The following is a 16,041-nucleotide window of genomic DNA, read 5'->3' on the forward strand; positions in this document are numbered from 1 at the left end:
AAATCAATTAGGATGATCAACAGCTATCACCCTGCATGCAAACCATGTGTTCAAATGGAGAAATAGACATAACAACAGCTGACCCATTTGTTCTTCAGTCCAAACTACTTGCACAGATTGACCTTTTATCACTGGAAATTGTCCTTTTTAAACCACGGGCAAACTGAACTACGGGTGTACAATCTTAATGCATTTTTTCCATTTGCGATATTTTGTAATCTTTATGATTTTATAATTTACTATGATGAGTTCACCTAAATCACTGTTAATTTGAGGATAGATAATGAAACCCATGAAAAACAGCACAATACAAGAATGTATTGCTCACGAGGATCAAGACCCCAGATTGAGCTACACAGAGGACGGTCGTCGCCCATTAACAAGCACAACGTTAACCAAAAACCCTAACCCCAATAGCTTATTCAGTAAACAAGAAGACCGTTCAGCAAGGGACAGTTATGATCAATATGGTAACAAAGTTACTATGCATTGGAAAAAAGGCCCCTGGAGTTAGCGCTCTAACTGACAGCTTAGGTCTGCCGAAGCGCCTGACCTAAGCTTGTTTCGCTGATGACCCAATCATCCTCTGCTCCGAAAATCAACGCTGGAATGACCCTATGCATCTCGCTTCATTTTTTATATCAGCCGCTGATGAAAACAGGTTGTCGCACTCAATGACTCGCAAAAAATATAACTACTCTGCTACAATTAAGGCAAGATGAAAAAAAGGAGGTAAATCAACATGAGCCGAAGCTTCTTTGACCAACAGCCTAAATTGGATTTTACTTTAATACTGAGCATTCGTGGTAAACCAGGAAGCGGAAAAACATCTCTACTTAAATCGTTTGTGGATGGAACGTTTGAAGATAAGCTTGAATTTGCTCCCGACTTTCAGTATAAAACGATCGATTGCCTCGGTAAAAAGGTAAAATTACAAATCTTTGATACTGATGCAGAGAAAACCCTAAGAAGCAATTATGAGCGCTCTACTTATGGTTATATTGTTGTGGTTGATCTGACTGAGCCATCTTCTCTAGACACTGCCCTTAATCGCATTAATGAAATCAAAAGATACAATGAAAATGCATCGATTATTTTAGCGTGTACTAAAGCCGATCTCACTGACAAAGTTAAATTTACACATGAAGATGTGGTTGAATTTCTACAATCCAAAAATATAAATACCCCTGTTATCATCACAACGAGCTCAAAGGAAAACAGCAAGGTAGATGATGTATTTATGCAACTAACAGAAGACATTTTGATTAAAAAAGGTCTTGTTGAAGTAAAAGAAAGAACAAACACTAATTCCCCATTATAACACTAGGCTCACGTTGTAACTTGGGTAAAATCAGGGGGACAATCTCTGGCAAACGACATGCCAGAGAACGTGTTGTTGCGGGCACAGTGATGTATGCGCCCTACATGACTGTCTTTAATTAAGAATGTAAGCAAGGCTCTTGTTCAAGAAAACCACTTAGTACAGCATAATCACTATTCACTCGATGTAATCGTTGTGGACCCGATTTTTCTGTAGGCCTGTAGAAGTGATCACGAACAAACTCTAAATAGGTAGGATTGAGAAACTTAGCGACAGCAATATGATTTTTCAACTCTCTATACTGTCCATTGGTGTACAATAAATTAACCCCGCCATCTCTAGAAATAGTTAAACCGGTTAGTAATCCTACGGGATATCCATTGTTAGACATATGTTGTATAACAAAAGGACTCGCATAACTTGTACTCTGCGTATGATCGATTTTTAGTTCATTCAGACCATAAGCTGTTGGCCATTGAATAGAAGATAAACCCTCTTGTTCGCTAAGCACTCCATTGTTTTTAAAGGTTAATGTTCCAGTGTTCAATTTCATTTCATCAACAGTGACCTGAACACTCCATGTGTTTAGACCGATTTTAGTGTATTCAAGACTTAATGAATGGGTACCAGAGATTGAATCATAAAGAAGACCATTGCTTAGATAGGAATCATTTTCACGCGCCGTAGCTGGGAGATTAAGAGCTGTATTGACTCTACTTGTTGCTTTAGGGGGTAAATTACTGGTAGAAATTTTCAATTTACTTAACTGATTTGGATTGGATTTCTTGTTAATTCCAAGTAGATAATCACCTGTTGTGGAAACAATATATCCATCCCTATTCAGAAGAAACTTCCCAAATCGGGTAAACAATAACTCACTGTCTTTTTTGCCCTTGGAAACGACAAAATACCCATCATTCATCAATGCCAAATCCAATGGATTATCCGTTGCTATTAAGCTGCACCGATTGACTGTTAAAGGCTTATCGGAAAATTGATAGACATTGGCTGCATAGAGTGGGGCGGTTACTAAAAAGATTAGTGCAAACAACAATGATTTTGTACTCATATTAAGTCCTTTTAAAATTGTAAAGAAGACCAAAGCTTGTTTAAACAAACTTAGTGTTCTAATCCTGATTATTTGTACCGTTGAAAGCCGGATAAACGTCCAGTGACGTTGTATCTGGCCATTGTATTTTAACAGCAACTCTCTTTTTATTCGCCATTTTTCTTAAATGTGGAAGCCTATTAGTCTTTGTTGATACATCGACAAGCCTTGGCTATGCGCCAACAACTACTAGTTGATTAGAAATGAATGGATGAGCCCTCGATGTTGTCAAAGGTTTAGACAACAATTCCTCTTTAAAGAATGTTTGTCTTTTTTTCTGCATTTCAATAGGGATATTACCCTCAGTCTGGTCGATGACCACACCATGCCCCTCCCATCGCTTATCAAAGGCGTTTTGTTTTAAATTGAGTGAGGTTGAAAGCATTAACACACAGCCATTCTTATCAATATCAAATACCGCTGAGTCGCCTCCCTTGTCCAATATTCTACAAGCTAGTTTTTTTTGCACGACCCATTTTGAAATAAAAGAGATTAAATGTTCATCTTGAATGCTAGAAGGTGAAATAACTAATCGTACGTCTAATCGTGAATTGTTTTTTAAGACAAACGCCAGCATGTCATTCAGTATTTTTTCCTTGCGTTGATCATCCTTTTCTGAGGCCTCATTGGACATATGAGTAAAGGCGCTTGAACAATCACTATTCATGCCATAGAAGGCAACAGCAGCACAAGTCGCTAATCCATCCGTAATAACCGTTTTATTCTTACCTTTTAAATAGACAACCTCATCCATAGAAACGTTAACAGCGTCTTTTATAAAAGCAATACTTTGATCTTTAGCCAGAAATTTAATTTTCTTCTTTCTTAAAATTAAAGTCATTTTTTCCTCTTGATGCTTTTGTTTTGAACATTCTATACAAAAAATGATTTTTTAAAAAGAAAATGACTCACTATAAATGTATCTCTTTTAATACATAAAGGCTAGAGTGCTTCCTAAGCGATCATCTGTATCGTAGAGGACTTACGCCCCCCCAGTCTCTTTGTTAAAAGAACTTTTTAATTCGGTCATTTAGTCCGTCTAAACGCTCTCATTAAAAAGTTCTTTTGACTCGACCTTGGGGTTATTTGTAAGTCCTGTTGTAGATAGAAAGCAGTCAGATCTTGGAAAGTTGATGTATTTAGAATGTTCGTCAAATTCAATTTATAGTCTATTTGTGCTATAATTTATAGTCTAAGGATTGTGTAGGAGTTGGTTAAAGGAGTCATCTCGAGCTGTAACCGGAGATGTAAGATGTATCTCTATTGTATTTTGTCTGGCGTAATTCTTTTAAGTGGTTGTACGACAATAAGTGGTGGAATCGATAAAACGTCCAATGTATCAGAATCAACTTGGTACGAGTCCGATAATTCAGCCAATCATGCAACTAGTAATAATTCGTACAAAGCAGTTAATGATACCCAGGTAACTCACGGATCAAAAAACTCATCTCACACGAACAAAAAAACTAAGGCTGTAGAGCAGAAAGAGTACGATGCTGCTATTGATAATTTATCAAAGCTACCTGAGTATATTTTAATCCGTATTTAAATTCTGCGATCTATTACTGACGCGGATCAAGGTGGGGTTAGAGCCTTATTCACAAGTTTGGCGAAGACTCGTTGTTTGCTGCATTTACCCTAATTTACTTTCTATTCTGAAATAACCATCATGCTGAAAATAGTCCCAAATAATTCGAGTTGCCTCATAAATACACACCTATGAGCAATCTGAACTATAATTGGTTTATCAGTGAATAGACGAGCATTGTGATGGGCCTAGAAATACTAGATTCAGCTACGCCACAAACTTTTGTTGATGCTCTCCGCCGAGGTGATTTTGTACTCGCTTCATGCTTTGAAGGCTGGGCTAAACAAAAATACAAAAAAATAGCTGGGAAAGGTGTTCCAGAAGATACCAATGTCCTTATAGCGATTTTATTAGCAGAAACTGACTTATCCGAAAAAGATGCTGTTCCATTAATGGTGGCTTACGATTCTTCTAAAGATTTTGTTCAAGCAAGTCTTCTGGTCCTATTTAATGGCGCAAGGGCTTATCTGAATTTAGAGCGTGGTGATGCTCAACTTCGTACAGCACAGGATTTAGAACTATCAGCGTCAGAAACGCCAAATACGGCGATGCATGAGTATTTTGATAACCTTCCAACTAAACCATTTCCTGTTCAATTGGAGAAAGGGGTAGATACTAAAACAACAAACCAATTCAAAAATAAGAATCAAAAAACAATTGATCAAGTGCAAGCTCAAGCAACGTATTTAAAAAGAATGTTCGATGCCGCAGACAATTATCGTTTATCCATAGAGGAGAGTAAGACGTCTCCTGAAGCACAGCTTTCTGCTGAAGAACTGGAGTGTCATACAAAACTAGTGGAAACGATTGACATGTTGAAAAATGCGTCATTGTATTCATCCACCGACCTTATCAAGGAGCTTGATCAAAGAGTTAATGACATTAAAGCCAATGGCCCAGAATCAAAGGACAAGGATAAATTAATAACCGTATTTCAAGTACTCAAAGACTATGAAGGTATTAAAACTAAAATACAAGAGTACCTCACTATCCTGCATGACAATCCTGTCCATGAGCCAGAAAAAAACCCTAAACTGGCCACTGCACATCATATTCGACGTCTAGCAGGACAAAATATGCTGCTTAGTCTTTATCAAGGGGAACCCAAAGAAAAGGTTATGAAAAATATCGAGCGACATCTCAAAACGATTGAAAGGAATAAACCTGGCCTAGCTGAATTAGGATTTATAGGTTGGATAAAAAATTTACTTGGTATGAATAAAGGGCTTTCTAGTGAACAAGATAAATTCAAGGAAACCATGCAGAAATTAAAAGAATCAAACAAAGCTGAAAATAGGATTGATAAAGGTTCGATATTACACTAAGGTTGTTCGTTGTACTAAAGTTCACATGAATTATTGAGGTACAATAAATTTGCTCCCCATTACCAGCTCAGGATCTTAAATGGCTTCTAAACAGAGTACTGTCGATTATATTTTGGAGCAAATGGCTGCTTTTGGAACTGTTTCTGCAAAAAAAATGTTTGGCGAGTATGCCATTTATTACGAGGACAAAGTGGTTGCCCTTGTCTGTGATGATCAATTATTTATAAAACCTACCAATGCGGGCAAAGCGTTTATCAATAACTACATAGAAGGATACCCATATCCGGGCGCCAAAGCTTATTTATTGATCTCTGGAGAATTATGGGAAGACAGCGAGTGGCTATCAGAACTTGTTCAAATCACGGCAATGGAGCTCCCGATACCCAAGAAAAAATCAAACAAGAAATAGGTTGGATCATTTTGACACCTCCTACCTTGCTTTTTATTGAATTTATTCGTTAGATAAAATAAGATAAATGCGCACAATTTGATCATTAACAAAAACAAAGGTTGTAAAAATGAAAAAAATTTTGTCGCTCACTGTCCTTTCTTTTTTGATTAGCAGCTGCGCCTCTATTCCAGCTGATCCGCAAGCTACTCGTATTATTGCATCGCCAAACCCTGTACCCAAAGGATGCAAGTACTTAGGACAAGTTGTTGGAAATCAGGGTAATTTCTTTACAGGAGGATTTACTTCTAACCGCAATCTAGAAGAAGGCGCAATGAATGACCTTAAAAATAAGGCGGCAAAACTAGGTGCAAACTACATTCAATTAGTCACTAATCGAGCTGGAGTTACTGGTTCCATGAGCGGTTCTTTTGATCGACAGGGTGGTTTTATGAGTGGCAGCTCTGAACAAACTAACGTCACGAATTTAGGAAATGCCTATCTCTGCCCACCAAAATTAATTGGATTAGAATAAATTCCAATTCATTCTAGGAGCCGTTAATCATTTACGGCCCCTAGCAAAAGTGTGTCGTGTCAATCTTAAATGGATTTATTGGGCGAAGGCATTATTTATACGCTGCAAAGCGCAATTGTATTCCTAAGTTTCTATGAAACTACTATGCTGTAGCAATACTCGTAGCTCTGTTTTCTTTTTCGGATTCAAATAAATCGCTAAGATTAATAGGCTCTTGTTCTTTGTTAAAAAATGGACGATCTTTCGCTGTGGGTGGGTTAATAAAGCCCTCTAATTTGCTAATCGCGCTGAACAAATAGAAAACAGCACTTTGTATCTCACGTTCTCCATTTAGAAAAGGGGCTGCCATTTTTCCTGCATACTCACAACGTTTAAAAAAATCCATGAACTTAATCTTAAAAGGTCTTTTATCTTGAGGGTTAGTCAATTTAATTTGCGCGATAACAAGGTCATGACTTAATTTTGATAGCGCTTGCTGATGGCCAGGAGTTTCATTGTCCTTAACTCTACTTACTACTAAACTTGATAGGTATGCTATTCTTTGCTCAATCTTAAACTTGTCCAAAAGCGTTTCAAAACTATTCGCTACTCTACATGTTGCTTTTTTGCTTTCCGCCTCTTTTATTACTCTAACCTTTTTTAATTCTATGGCCTCTCCAATTTCAGGAATAGTATCTTTTTTAAAAAATTGATTAATTAATTGAACAGCATCACTGGATCTGAATCGGTCAAGCTGTTTAAGATAAAGGGCTGATAAACTATCGATTTCCTCGATTGAATCTAAAGTATCGAATGAGACATACATGTCACTAATATTATGGATCAGTTGTTGTATTAATTCTGAATTGTGTTTGAAACTAATAGCATATCTTGTCTCTAGTTGTTCCATAGACATTTTAAATGCATCGACTTCAGAACTTATATTTTTTGGAATTTCAGTCATGCCCAAAGTTATCAATGCATTTTGCAAAGAGCTATTCGCATAAAGCAAATCATCTAATTCTTTCTTTAGACCTGATAGCTCAGTAGGAGTTTGTGCTGTAACTACTAAATTGTTTAGGTTAGACTTTAATTGGCTTATCTTTGTCCTAATTTGTTCAAGCACTCGATTACCCCGAGAGAGAGTCTCTAATTGTTTTAGAGCTCCTGCTTTGACCTCCGTTTCCAATCTAGAAACCAAACGCGCTAATCCCTCGTATTCAACCTGTTTACCAAGAGCTCCAACACCAGAGATAAATTCCTCTCGAGTCAATATAGACTTTACTTCACTTAGTTGAACTAGTTTACTCCGCTCACTTTCCTTTACTGCAGCCTCAGTATACGAGTCTGAATAATCAGAGGAAAATCCAGAAATCAGATACGAGCATTGTGCAAAAGTCTGCTCAACTAAGTTCAACAACACAGTATTTACTGCATCAGAATATTGTTTTTCTAATTTTAGGGCTAAATTTGTTAATTCTAAAGTTAAATACTCATTAAGCTTTGGAGCATTTTGTATTCCAATATCAATTTTAGACTTCATTTTTATTAGCGATTGATAATCCAAAGGTGTTGGAGCAGCTAACATCGATTGCAATTCTGATAGTTGCTGAGCTAATTCCTTTTGACCTGTATAATTAAGACTTATTAAGACAAACCACTGTTTGAAATCCTCATCAGACGATTCAAAAACAATTTCAAAGATCTGATCCCAAAGCACCTTGTTTATTCTGAAATAGGAGAAAGCGATTTGTTCTGCTAGGCTAGGAGCAATTTTGCTTACCTCTTTATAAAGAAAATTGAAAAGTCTATCAGGAAGATGGCCTAAAAAATAATCGCTCACTGTCTTAATCAATTGACTTGAAACATTTAAAAATCCACCTGTTACTGTTTCAATTTGTAGTTCACTCTCTAACTGCAGAAGCACTTCATTAGAGATGTAATTTTCGGTAATTAATCCTCTCAGAGATCCTACACGAGTCAACTGAGCGATCTCCTTTCCACATAAATAACCAAGAACTCCCAGGTGTATGAATTTTTTTGCCGCACTAGGACTTAGTTTATTTTTTATGGCATATTGCACTATCGTTTTCTCAATAACTAATTGAGCAAACTGAGTTTGATTGCATTCATTTTTGATTTTTGATTGTTCTTCTTGAGGCAACTTGGATAAATAGTTAATGACTAATGAGAGATCAAACGCTGGTGGGTGTTCACAGTTTTCATAAATGACGCAAAGTACTTTATAATTTGGAACGTGCGTGAGCAATAATTGAAATAAACACTTTTGATTTCTTTTTGTTTCCTGGCCTAAAGCTTTAATAAATTTTGCAAGCTCTGTGGTGCCTAACGAATTGATGATGGATTTAAAATACGGCTTTTTTGAATAGTAGCTGATGGATTTTAGGGTATTTACATCAAATGACACTCCGTTCAATTCCAGATTCTTCAGCATCGGATATAAATAGGGATTTGCAATAAAGGAATCGAGTACATTGCTCTTGCTTTTTAGCAAAGCCACATTTAGAGTCTGCTCCTGACCGTTTGCATAATAATAGGCAAATTTAGGGTGACTTTTTAACACGTTCTCTTTAGAGAAAACGTCTTCTTTTTGGTTATTCCAAGGATTGACCAAGACAAAGTTGAAATCACCCTTCCCGTCAGGTTGTATTTTTTTTAATCGTAGCGCATGACGCCCGCCCTCAGTTCCCCAGTCAATACTCACAAACAAAGAAACATCGGAAGCAATGCCCTTAAATTTACAAATTTTATCAATATTACGGGTATTAGGATCTTCGTTGAGAATGATGTCTAAAGAAGCCAATAAGTAACAATCACCTGTATTGCCCTGCTCAATAGTAATAGGACCTTTTTCAGGGAATAACGGTGTAAGCGGATTAAGTGAACTAGGCATAAGCAAACCAAATACAAACAATGAGGTTAAATTTAAACCATAATGTACAATAAGGTCAATTCACCAAAAAATTTACTGATGAAAATAAAATTCCTAACAACATGATTTACATATAAAAAATTTAGATTGTTTCCCTGAATGCAACTATTGTTTCTCATGCCGCAATATTTCCTCGTGGTTGTACTGGTATTTGTGACTGGAAATTATTAAGCATTTATGATGCTTCGTTGTAGGTAGTCCTATTTACAATACAGGCTTATCCTTAATTTTGACTAAAAATCAACTTTTTCCTAGTGTTTTAGGAGATAGGCTCTCCGCCTCATTAGCTCTATTAGGCATTTGCGCTTTATAGGAGGGTACTGCACTTGCAACAGGATTATGTGCTACTGCAGCATGTTCAATCCCGTTTAGTAAAGCATTTCTATTAATAATCAAACATAATCTTCCTGGGGCAGGATGAATTTTGTCTTCGGCTATTCCCCAATCCTTCATCAATTGTTTTAATTGAGTTTTATATTTATTAATCTCGTTCTGTGTCTGTGATACAAAAGGATTAATAATAAGCATCACATTGTCACCCTCAATACATACACCGGAAAGTGCTCCTGGAACAGCTTTGTTAATTGCTGCTGTTATCTCTTGGGAATCTTTGTGATTTTTCTCTAAAACAGGCGCGTTTTTAATTCCGGCAAGTAAATCCCTTTTATTCACTTCAAAATGGAGGTATCCTGCGGCGTTAACAAGATTCTTTTTGGCTTCAGAGATTCCAAGAATAGCCATTAACTGCTTTAATTCTGATTTAAATTTATTCTCTTGGTTAGGTAATTCACATTTTTTAGCAGTAATTCGTACTCGATCATCAATAAATTCGACATGGGTAAACGCATTAGGTAGTTTTTGAGTTAAAAACGCTACAATTTCAGCCCTTTCCTGTTTTAATTGTTGGGCTAAATCAATGGGTTTCATTTGAATGAATACATCTGGTTTGGAAAGAACTTGTGGGCTTACAGAAATTGTTTCTTGCTGAGGCTTGTCCAAACTTAAGTCTTCTACCACAATAGTGGGCATCCCCGTTATTTCAGTCAATCCAGGAACCTTTGAATTTGCAGCATTAATATGCATGGAGCCACAGAAAACTACAAATTTGCCACTATCAGGCTCTTTTTGATACTCTTGTATCCTTTTTGCTGCAACATAATTCATCATTAGAGCGCGCTTTCTTCGTTCATCCTCACTTTCAACCAACTCCCCACCAATGCTATAAGAGGCGATTGTGTCGATAGGTATAATGCGAATCCCATGTATTTTTGCTTGTTTAACCACCTCAGTAAAACTGTACGAAGTATTATTCTTAACCTGACCCGTTTGCCCCGTATCCTGCGACTGTAAATAGGCCTTAAGCATCGCCGGCATTTCAACACTAGGGGATTTAAAATAAGCATCCAATAGTTCTCGATGTGTCTCATCAAAAAGATGCTCTAAAAACAGCACCTTCACCCCCTTTTGTTTTAATTTCGCCATATTGTCACAAAGCAATTTTTTAGGAGCAATGTCCTGATGTCTTTCACCGATAATAACACCCTGATTTTTGTCTACTACTGACAATAAAACATCATTGGCGTTACCAGGTAATCTCGGCGGTATTACTTTTCGATTAGTCACAGGCAGCATGGTTTTAAAAAAGTTGCTCGCTTCTTCCAGAAGAGCTTTTTGAGATTCCTCTATTGACGGTATATGACGAGTAATATCGAGCGGTGTCACAAAAGCCTGTAAAGTACTTTCACTCAGAACTCGGTTCCCTACTAACTCTGTATTGAGCCACGGAAAAGATGCAGCAAGTTCCTGTAGGCTATGTCCAAAATAGATTGCATCATCTTCGATGAGAATTTTAGAATGGGGATCATTGTAAGCTGGATCAGCTTTAAGACTCGCTACCACACGTGCAAAAAGTGCATCCCTTTTTTGGTTAGCCAGAAAGGTATTTCTGATACTATAAAGGGCATCTTTTTTAGCAAACATAAATCCATCTCCAATAAGCTATATTTGAATTATAGCTGTTAGGAGAGAGATTGTGTTCAGCGTCTGTTAATAAGGCGAATAAGACCGCAACCGTTGCATTAGTACTACACCATAACGATGAGTCAGTGTCATGTACTCTCTATGCGCTATATCACTTTTATCACTTAACTCCTGCAGGTTTTGGTGTGTTCCATTCCTTGAGTTAAAGCAATTCATTTTGTCCGTATTTGCCTGATTCCATGCCTTTAATGAAGCACCTACAGGACTTACGAAAAACCCCAAGGTCGAGGCAAAAGAACTTTTTAATGAGGGAGTTTAGATGGACTAAATGACCGAATTAAAAAGTTCTTTTAACAAAGAGATTGGGGTTTTTCGTAAGTCCTGACCTACTTTTTTTAACATAGTCTCAGTAATAATGACTCCGGGTTTTGCACGCATTACTTGGCCAGGTTCAAAGCCAAACTCCTCTGGGCACTCTACCTCAGATGAGCCATCTGAATTCTTGGTAACATTCATGTATGAGTCTTGCTTTGTTTCGAAATTGCCAAAAAAACTCTGCTTTGGTTTTTGGGTTTTCATTAGGTTCGATTCTATTGAAGGTGATATTTTTTCTTGTATCGTTTTTTCTAGTTGTTCCACTTGAGGGATCATTGGAGCCTTTTTTTGGGAAAAGAACTCAAAACTCTGCCCCAAGGCCGTATTGCTTAGAGATATCAATTCGTTAATAAATGATATCAACATATTGCACAGGCGATCTCCCCAACCAATTTCACTTTCAAGATGGGCTTTTGCTCGCTCAATGGATGGAGTAATCCCTTCAATAAATTGAGAGATAGCAATCTCCTTTGATTTGCTGACATCGAACAGTGTCCAGATGTATTTGTCTTTGTAATCGATCAAATTTCTTTTTAAAGGAGTAAGAGCGTCGATGATTCGAGCATTTGCTTTTTTATCCTTTTCCAAAAGTTCAATTTCATCGGTCAATTCCTTGATGATCGGGTCCAATTTATCACGCTCTTGTTGAATGATGTGTTAATTAAACCTTAATGTTATTTTGATACCATTTTGATCGATTGGTTCCCATATACTATTAAAATGGTAGAGCGCAAAAAAATGATTTATGGTTTTACCCTATTTTCTGATCAAGCCAAATCTATTTTCGAATACAACAGCAATGACAAGGTTACCGTTCTTACATTCCAAAGTGATAAAGACACCCAATTCCCTTCTATAAATCCTAAACTCCATGACTGCGCACAACCAGGTAGCGAATGGAGTCATAAAATCCAAGTGACCCGCCCGACCTTAATGGCTAAAACCATACGCAGCCTCTACAGCACTATTGGTCCAGTGGGTGCCAATTCCACTAAAACGCTAGTACAAGATAAAAACATTTTCTATCACAGCATTGCTGAGATCATTCAAAAAGGAACTCTGGATTATTCAGAAGTCATTGCAGATGAATTAGCCCAGAGTCAAAAATTAATGATTTGTGCTCATGGCTATTCAACGGATACCAATAATGCTTATTTGGAAACAGATTCTAAAAAATACCCTATTTCGTACCAAAATCTAGCAAAGTACATCGCTAAGCATGTTGATGGAAGTCGAGAAGAACCATTAACGATTGATTTAAGCATGTGTTATGCAGCAAGAGGAGAAAACTACAAAAAGCCTCATACCCTTAAGAGCCTCAGTAAGGAGGATATCGAAAGTAGCTTTTCACATAAATTGACTCAAGAATTGTCTAAGCTGCTGCCGAATACTCCAATAAGGATCAAAGCAAGTGCCACGGCTGTATGCTTTGACTATTCGTCAGGTCTAAGAATGACGGAACTTGAAGAGTATTTCCAAAACCCAAAAGGCTGGACAAAAAAGCATTGTCATGAAGATTATTTTGCCCCTGAAACATTAAGCTTCTTTCATTATGCAGATCCTTCAAGAGGCCTTTATACCAAGGTCACTGAAACAGATAGTGATGAAAATCAAACCACCTATGAATTTAGTTTGGAAGTAAAGCCTATAGCGTCTCCAGGAACAAGCTAAAACTCAGTTATCCGGACTTACACACCATAAGTCGAGATAAAAGCAGCATCTAAGACCAAAAGCATTAGAAGCACTAGGTGTCCAATGCTCATTAATAGGAGTATCGGGCCATCTCTGTATCTATTCGCTAGTTGATTTCTTTGGGTGGAACAATAAAACAGGCAATCAGCGTGGCGATAAGAGAAGCAACAATTAACAAAGACATGGCACTTTGTAACGCTTCTAAGGGATACGATTGAAAGCCCCCTATTTTGACATGATGCCAACCACAGAGAATACGTACAATACTCCATAATACACCTGCTCCCACAAGTTGAGAAATTAGAATATTGAAACTAAATGCACTGGCTGTGATGTCAAGAGGGGCACGTAGTTTGGTTATGAGCAGAGTTAAGGCAAATGCACCAACAGTGATACCCAAAACCAAAAGACATACGATGGATATTAATAAAGGTAAATTAACGTTCAGAAGTAACAACAAAGAAATGGAGGCCAGGAATGGGGAGCAAATCATTATCAATTTTAGACCGAATTTCTGAGCAAGTACTGAGTGAATAGGGCTGCCTAGGGCATAGCCTATAAAAACTAATCCTGATAAAAACTCACTAAATTCCAGAGTGTATTGATATTTAACCATCATAAAAGGAGCGCACCAAAAGCTTGCAAAAGCAATAATGGGACTAAGCACAACTCCCCCATAGACTCCTGGAATCCAGGCGCCTCTGGTTCTCAAAAATAGTCTAAAATCATCCAGTATTTTTTTCATGCCCGATTGAAGACTCTCTTTTGTTTGATTTTTTTTAAGGAAAATAAGGAATAAAAAAGCCAGAGCCATACTAACGTACCCTGCATGCTGTATAATTACTCTCCAGCTTTCATGTTTACTAGCCCATACTAAGACCAGACCACCTGAAATTGCCCCAATAGTACCAATAGAAATTGTCAGTGCAGAAAGTATCGAAAATAAATGGCCCGGGAAATACATTCTAATAATTGTCTGAGAACCAATGAGTGCAAAAGCGCCCGCACCTCCCATTGTTAAACGAGCAATATTCAATTCACTATCATTGGTTGCATGAGAAAACAGAAAACAAGCAAACCCTGCTATCAGGGATGCCAAGGGCATAATGAGTCGAATACCGAATCTATCAATTAAAATACCAGAAAAAGGCAAAATGCTAACATAGGAAATAAAAAATAGGATTGCTAAATCGCTTACTTGTAGAATAGTCAGGGAAAAATCATGCATAAGATAACCTGACAAAGAACCGATTGAAACTCTTAAAAAATATTGATGGAAATAGCATAACGCGGTTATAACCCATATTACCCAAGCAAGCATACATTTCCTTGTATTCAATAGCGCTTAATGCAAGTATAGCCAGTGATAGAGATTTGGGTGGTAATACCAGTGGTATACCTCTATAGCGATGGTTAATTGAGCATGGAAAGCAAAATGGCAAATAGCGATAGAGGAGGAGCAATTTATGCCGGAGTCTCTACTGGATGTACCAGTGTACCTGGGATCCTAAATCGATTTGATGGTCCTGGCCATTTTGCCAATGGCGCTAGCTTTATTGTCCAGGACGACACAGAAGAGGTTAATGCGTCTGTTGCTATGTTAAATTGATTCTCATCGATACGTGCTGCTATTTGCAGTAAAACAGAAGATTGCAGCTTGTAATCAAAAGAGAGTGACGATCCCCTTATAGTCTATCGAATAGTCCAGGTTTTAAAAAAGAGCCAGGAAATACCTTGAGGTTTAAATTAGTTGTTACGAACTGAGCTCAAGCAAAAATTGACCTAATACCAACCCATTGCCAGTAATATCCAATAATTGACTTATATTTGTAATCCAATTAACTTGAGTGATGTAAATGATACATTGCCCCCCTGGGATAACCGTATTGCAATTCACTTTGGACGTACTTATCAAAGAAGAAAGCGAAGAATCTATTGGACCTATGTTAATATCACTAAGGGTCAAACCTCCGGTGTTTGTGATTACCAGACTACCAAATGGACTATCGGATAAACGTAATGAAAGCGTACAAAGAGCATATTGACCAAATGAACAGGGCCTCATTTCACTCCGATGCGTGGAAGCTTGAATGGATATGTTATTCCGGATGTTTTTGGAGTCGCCATCGGAAGCCATTAACAAATTGAATGGTGCTAAACTTAAGACAACACAGAAAACCCATCTATAATGCCTAACGAATTGAATTAGATTCATATATTTCCTTTTATTCAGCAAGTAAAAACCAAGTGGTAGCATGGACCAATCCATGTTTTTTAAATTAGCATTCTCTTACCCTAGAGGGAAGAGTTTAAAATTGAAGTATCAGGCAACACTGGTTAATGTGGTGCCTGAATATCATTTAATTGTGTTCTCTTTGCCCAAAGGAAGGTTATGCATCAAGCGAAGCTAGTTTACTCCACCAACCTAATTCGTAAAGCTTTTTTTAGCCTCTGAGGATATTTTCACCTTATCATCATGGGGGGATCAGTTATCCTCCCTTGGTTATCGATTAAAACGGTTTGGCAATTTTAGACTAAAATTTATTGTTCTATTCAAAATCTCAATTGTCTATCTTTTCTCTAAAAGGTGTTCCTGAAGCAATCAGGACTTACGCAAAACCCTGAGGTCGAGGCAAAAAAGAGGTTGAATGAGGGAATGTAGATAAACTAAATGACCGAATTCCAACCATTTTTTAACGAATAGATCTAGGTTTTGCGTAAGCATTTCAAGCACAAAGTGCTCCGCATCTATAAATAACTTTAAGTATTTTATGTGTACAATTTCGTGCGATGGGAT

Annotated in this window: 15 protein-coding genes; 8 read left to right on the plus strand and 7 right to left on the minus strand. The window is 37.4% G+C overall.

The window, feature by feature from the left end; genetic code table 11:
* Nucleotides 1-283 precede the first annotated feature (283 nt).
* Together Lwal_RS00925 and Lwal_RS00930 are read left to right on the plus strand one after the other, a co-directional pair.
* Complete coding sequence (locus tag Lwal_RS00925; protein ID WP_058479054.1) at nt 284-514, plus strand: hypothetical protein; 231 nt, start codon at nt 284-286, stop codon at nt 512-514.
* A gap of 228 nt (nt 515-742) precedes the next feature.
* Nucleotides 743-1,321, plus strand: a complete 579-nt coding sequence (locus Lwal_RS00930) for a Rab family GTPase (RefSeq protein ID WP_058479055.1) — start codon at nt 743-745, stop codon at nt 1,319-1,321.
* A 118-nt stretch (nt 1,322-1,439) separates the two neighbouring features.
* Here Lwal_RS00930 and Lwal_RS00935 read toward each other — a convergent pair whose 3' ends face one another.
* Nucleotides 1,440-2,390: a flagellar hook-basal body complex protein gene (locus Lwal_RS00935; protein WP_058479056.1), complete on the minus strand. Its 951-nt coding sequence runs from the start codon at nt 2,388-2,390 to the stop codon at nt 1,440-1,442.
* A 211-nt stretch (nt 2,391-2,601) separates the two neighbouring features.
* Entirely contained in the window at nt 2,602-3,270 is a 669-nt protein-coding gene (locus Lwal_RS00940) for a hypothetical protein (RefSeq protein ID WP_058479057.1), read from the minus strand.
* Nucleotides 3,271-3,681: 411 nt separating this feature from the next.
* On the opposite strand from Lwal_RS00940, the gene Lwal_RS00945 reads away from it, so the two are divergent.
* The 4 genes from Lwal_RS00945 (at nt 3,682) to Lwal_RS00960 (ending at nt 6,265) form a co-directional block, all read left to right on the plus strand.
* Nucleotides 3,682-3,978: a hypothetical protein gene (locus Lwal_RS00945; RefSeq protein ID WP_058479058.1), complete on the plus strand. Its 297-nt coding sequence runs from the start codon at nt 3,682-3,684 to the stop codon at nt 3,976-3,978.
* Nucleotides 3,979-4,199: 221 nt separating this feature from the next.
* On the plus strand, nt 4,200-5,342 hold the full coding sequence (locus Lwal_RS00950) for a hypothetical protein (protein ID WP_058479059.1): 1,143 nt from the start codon (nt 4,200-4,202) through the stop codon (nt 5,340-5,342).
* Between the two features lie 79 nt (nt 5,343-5,421).
* The gene (locus Lwal_RS00955; RefSeq protein ID WP_058479060.1) at nt 5,422-5,751 is read left to right on the plus strand and encodes a TfoX/Sxy family protein; all 330 of its coding nucleotides are present in this window, start codon (nt 5,422-5,424) and stop codon (nt 5,749-5,751) included.
* A 109-nt stretch (nt 5,752-5,860) separates the two neighbouring features.
* Entirely contained in the window at nt 5,861-6,265 is a 405-nt protein-coding gene (locus tag Lwal_RS00960; protein ID WP_058479061.1) for a DUF4156 domain-containing protein, read from the plus strand.
* A gap of 142 nt (nt 6,266-6,407) precedes the next feature.
* On the opposite strand, the gene Lwal_RS00965 is transcribed toward Lwal_RS00960, so the two are convergent.
* The 3 genes from Lwal_RS00965 to Lwal_RS00975 form a co-directional block, all read right to left on the minus strand.
* On the minus strand, nt 6,408-9,158 hold the full coding sequence (locus Lwal_RS00965) for a hypothetical protein (protein WP_058479062.1): 2,751 nt from the start codon (nt 9,156-9,158) through the stop codon (nt 6,408-6,410).
* A 279-nt stretch (nt 9,159-9,437) separates the two neighbouring features.
* Nucleotides 9,438-11,177 carry a membrane-targeted effector domain-containing toxin gene (locus tag Lwal_RS00970; protein ID WP_058479063.1) on the minus strand — a complete coding sequence of 580 codons (1,740 nt, stop codon included), beginning with the start codon at nt 11,175-11,177 and terminating at the stop codon, nt 9,438-9,440.
* A 324-nt stretch (nt 11,178-11,501) separates the two neighbouring features.
* A complete protein-coding gene (locus tag Lwal_RS00975; RefSeq protein ID WP_058479064.1) occupies nt 11,502-12,182 on the minus strand; it encodes a hypothetical protein in 681 nt (226 codons plus the stop codon).
* Nucleotides 12,183-12,290: 108 nt separating this feature from the next.
* Here Lwal_RS00975 and Lwal_RS00980 point away from each other — a divergent pair, with 108 nt between their 5' ends.
* Entirely contained in the window at nt 12,291-13,223 is a 933-nt protein-coding gene (locus tag Lwal_RS00980) for a hypothetical protein (protein ID WP_058479065.1), read from the plus strand.
* A gap of 127 nt (nt 13,224-13,350) precedes the next feature.
* Here Lwal_RS00980 and Lwal_RS00985 read toward each other — a convergent pair whose 3' ends face one another.
* Nucleotides 13,351-14,565 (minus strand): MFS transporter, encoded by a 1,215-nt coding sequence (locus Lwal_RS00985; protein WP_058479066.1) that lies wholly within the window; start codon nt 14,563-14,565, stop codon nt 13,351-13,353.
* Nucleotides 14,566-14,679: 114 nt separating this feature from the next.
* Here Lwal_RS00985 and Lwal_RS17205 point away from each other — a divergent pair, with 114 nt between their 5' ends.
* Entirely contained in the window at nt 14,680-14,853 is a 174-nt protein-coding gene (locus tag Lwal_RS17205) for a hypothetical protein (protein ID WP_157066253.1), read from the plus strand.
* A 144-nt stretch (nt 14,854-14,997) separates the two neighbouring features.
* Here the strand turns inward: Lwal_RS17205 and Lwal_RS17210 are convergent, their stop codons facing one another.
* On the minus strand, nt 14,998-15,309 hold the full coding sequence (locus tag Lwal_RS17210; RefSeq protein WP_157066254.1) for a hypothetical protein: 312 nt from the start codon (nt 15,307-15,309) through the stop codon (nt 14,998-15,000).
* Nucleotides 15,310-16,041 lie beyond the last annotated feature (732 nt).

Source organism: Legionella waltersii (assembly GCF_001468085.1).
In the GTDB taxonomy this organism is placed as follows: Bacteria; Pseudomonadota; Gammaproteobacteria; order Legionellales; family Legionellaceae; genus Legionella; species Legionella waltersii.

Excerpts from the sequence above, each read along its gene's own strand:
- Lwal_RS00965 (WP_058479062.1), bottom strand. The coding sequence starts at position 9,158 with ATGCCTAGTTCACTTAATCCGCTTACACCGTTATTCCCTGAAAAAGGT.
- Lwal_RS00955 (WP_058479060.1), top strand. The coding sequence starts at position 5,422 with ATGGCTTCTAAACAGAGTACTGTCGATTATATTTTGGAGCAAATGGCT.
- Lwal_RS17210 (WP_157066254.1), bottom strand. The coding sequence starts at position 15,309 with ATGAGGCCCTGTTCATTTGGTCAATATGCTCTTTGTACGCTTTCATTA.
- Lwal_RS00935 (WP_058479056.1), bottom strand. The coding sequence starts at position 2,390 with ATGAGTACAAAATCATTGTTGTTTGCACTAATCTTTTTAGTAACCGCC.
- Lwal_RS00960 (WP_058479061.1), top strand. The coding sequence starts at position 5,861 with ATGAAAAAAATTTTGTCGCTCACTGTCCTTTCTTTTTTGATTAGCAGC.
- Lwal_RS17205 (WP_157066253.1), top strand. The coding sequence starts at position 14,680 with ATGGCAAATAGCGATAGAGGAGGAGCAATTTATGCCGGAGTCTCTACT.
- Lwal_RS00940 (WP_058479057.1), bottom strand. The coding sequence starts at position 3,270 with ATGACTTTAATTTTAAGAAAGAAGAAAATTAAATTTCTGGCTAAAGAT.
- Lwal_RS00950 (WP_058479059.1), top strand. The coding sequence starts at position 4,200 with ATGGGCCTAGAAATACTAGATTCAGCTACGCCACAAACTTTTGTTGAT.
- Lwal_RS00945 (WP_058479058.1), top strand. The coding sequence starts at position 3,682 with ATGTATCTCTATTGTATTTTGTCTGGCGTAATTCTTTTAAGTGGTTGT.
- Lwal_RS00930 (WP_058479055.1), top strand. The coding sequence starts at position 743 with ATGAGCCGAAGCTTCTTTGACCAACAGCCTAAATTGGATTTTACTTTA.
- Lwal_RS00985 (WP_058479066.1), bottom strand. The coding sequence starts at position 14,565 with ATGCTTGCTTGGGTAATATGGGTTATAACCGCGTTATGCTATTTCCAT.
- Lwal_RS00925 (WP_058479054.1), top strand. The coding sequence starts at position 284 with ATGAAACCCATGAAAAACAGCACAATACAAGAATGTATTGCTCACGAG.
- Lwal_RS00970 (WP_058479063.1), bottom strand. The coding sequence starts at position 11,177 with ATGTTTGCTAAAAAAGATGCCCTTTATAGTATCAGAAATACCTTTCTG.
- Lwal_RS00980 (WP_058479065.1), top strand. The coding sequence starts at position 12,291 with ATGATTTATGGTTTTACCCTATTTTCTGATCAAGCCAAATCTATTTTC.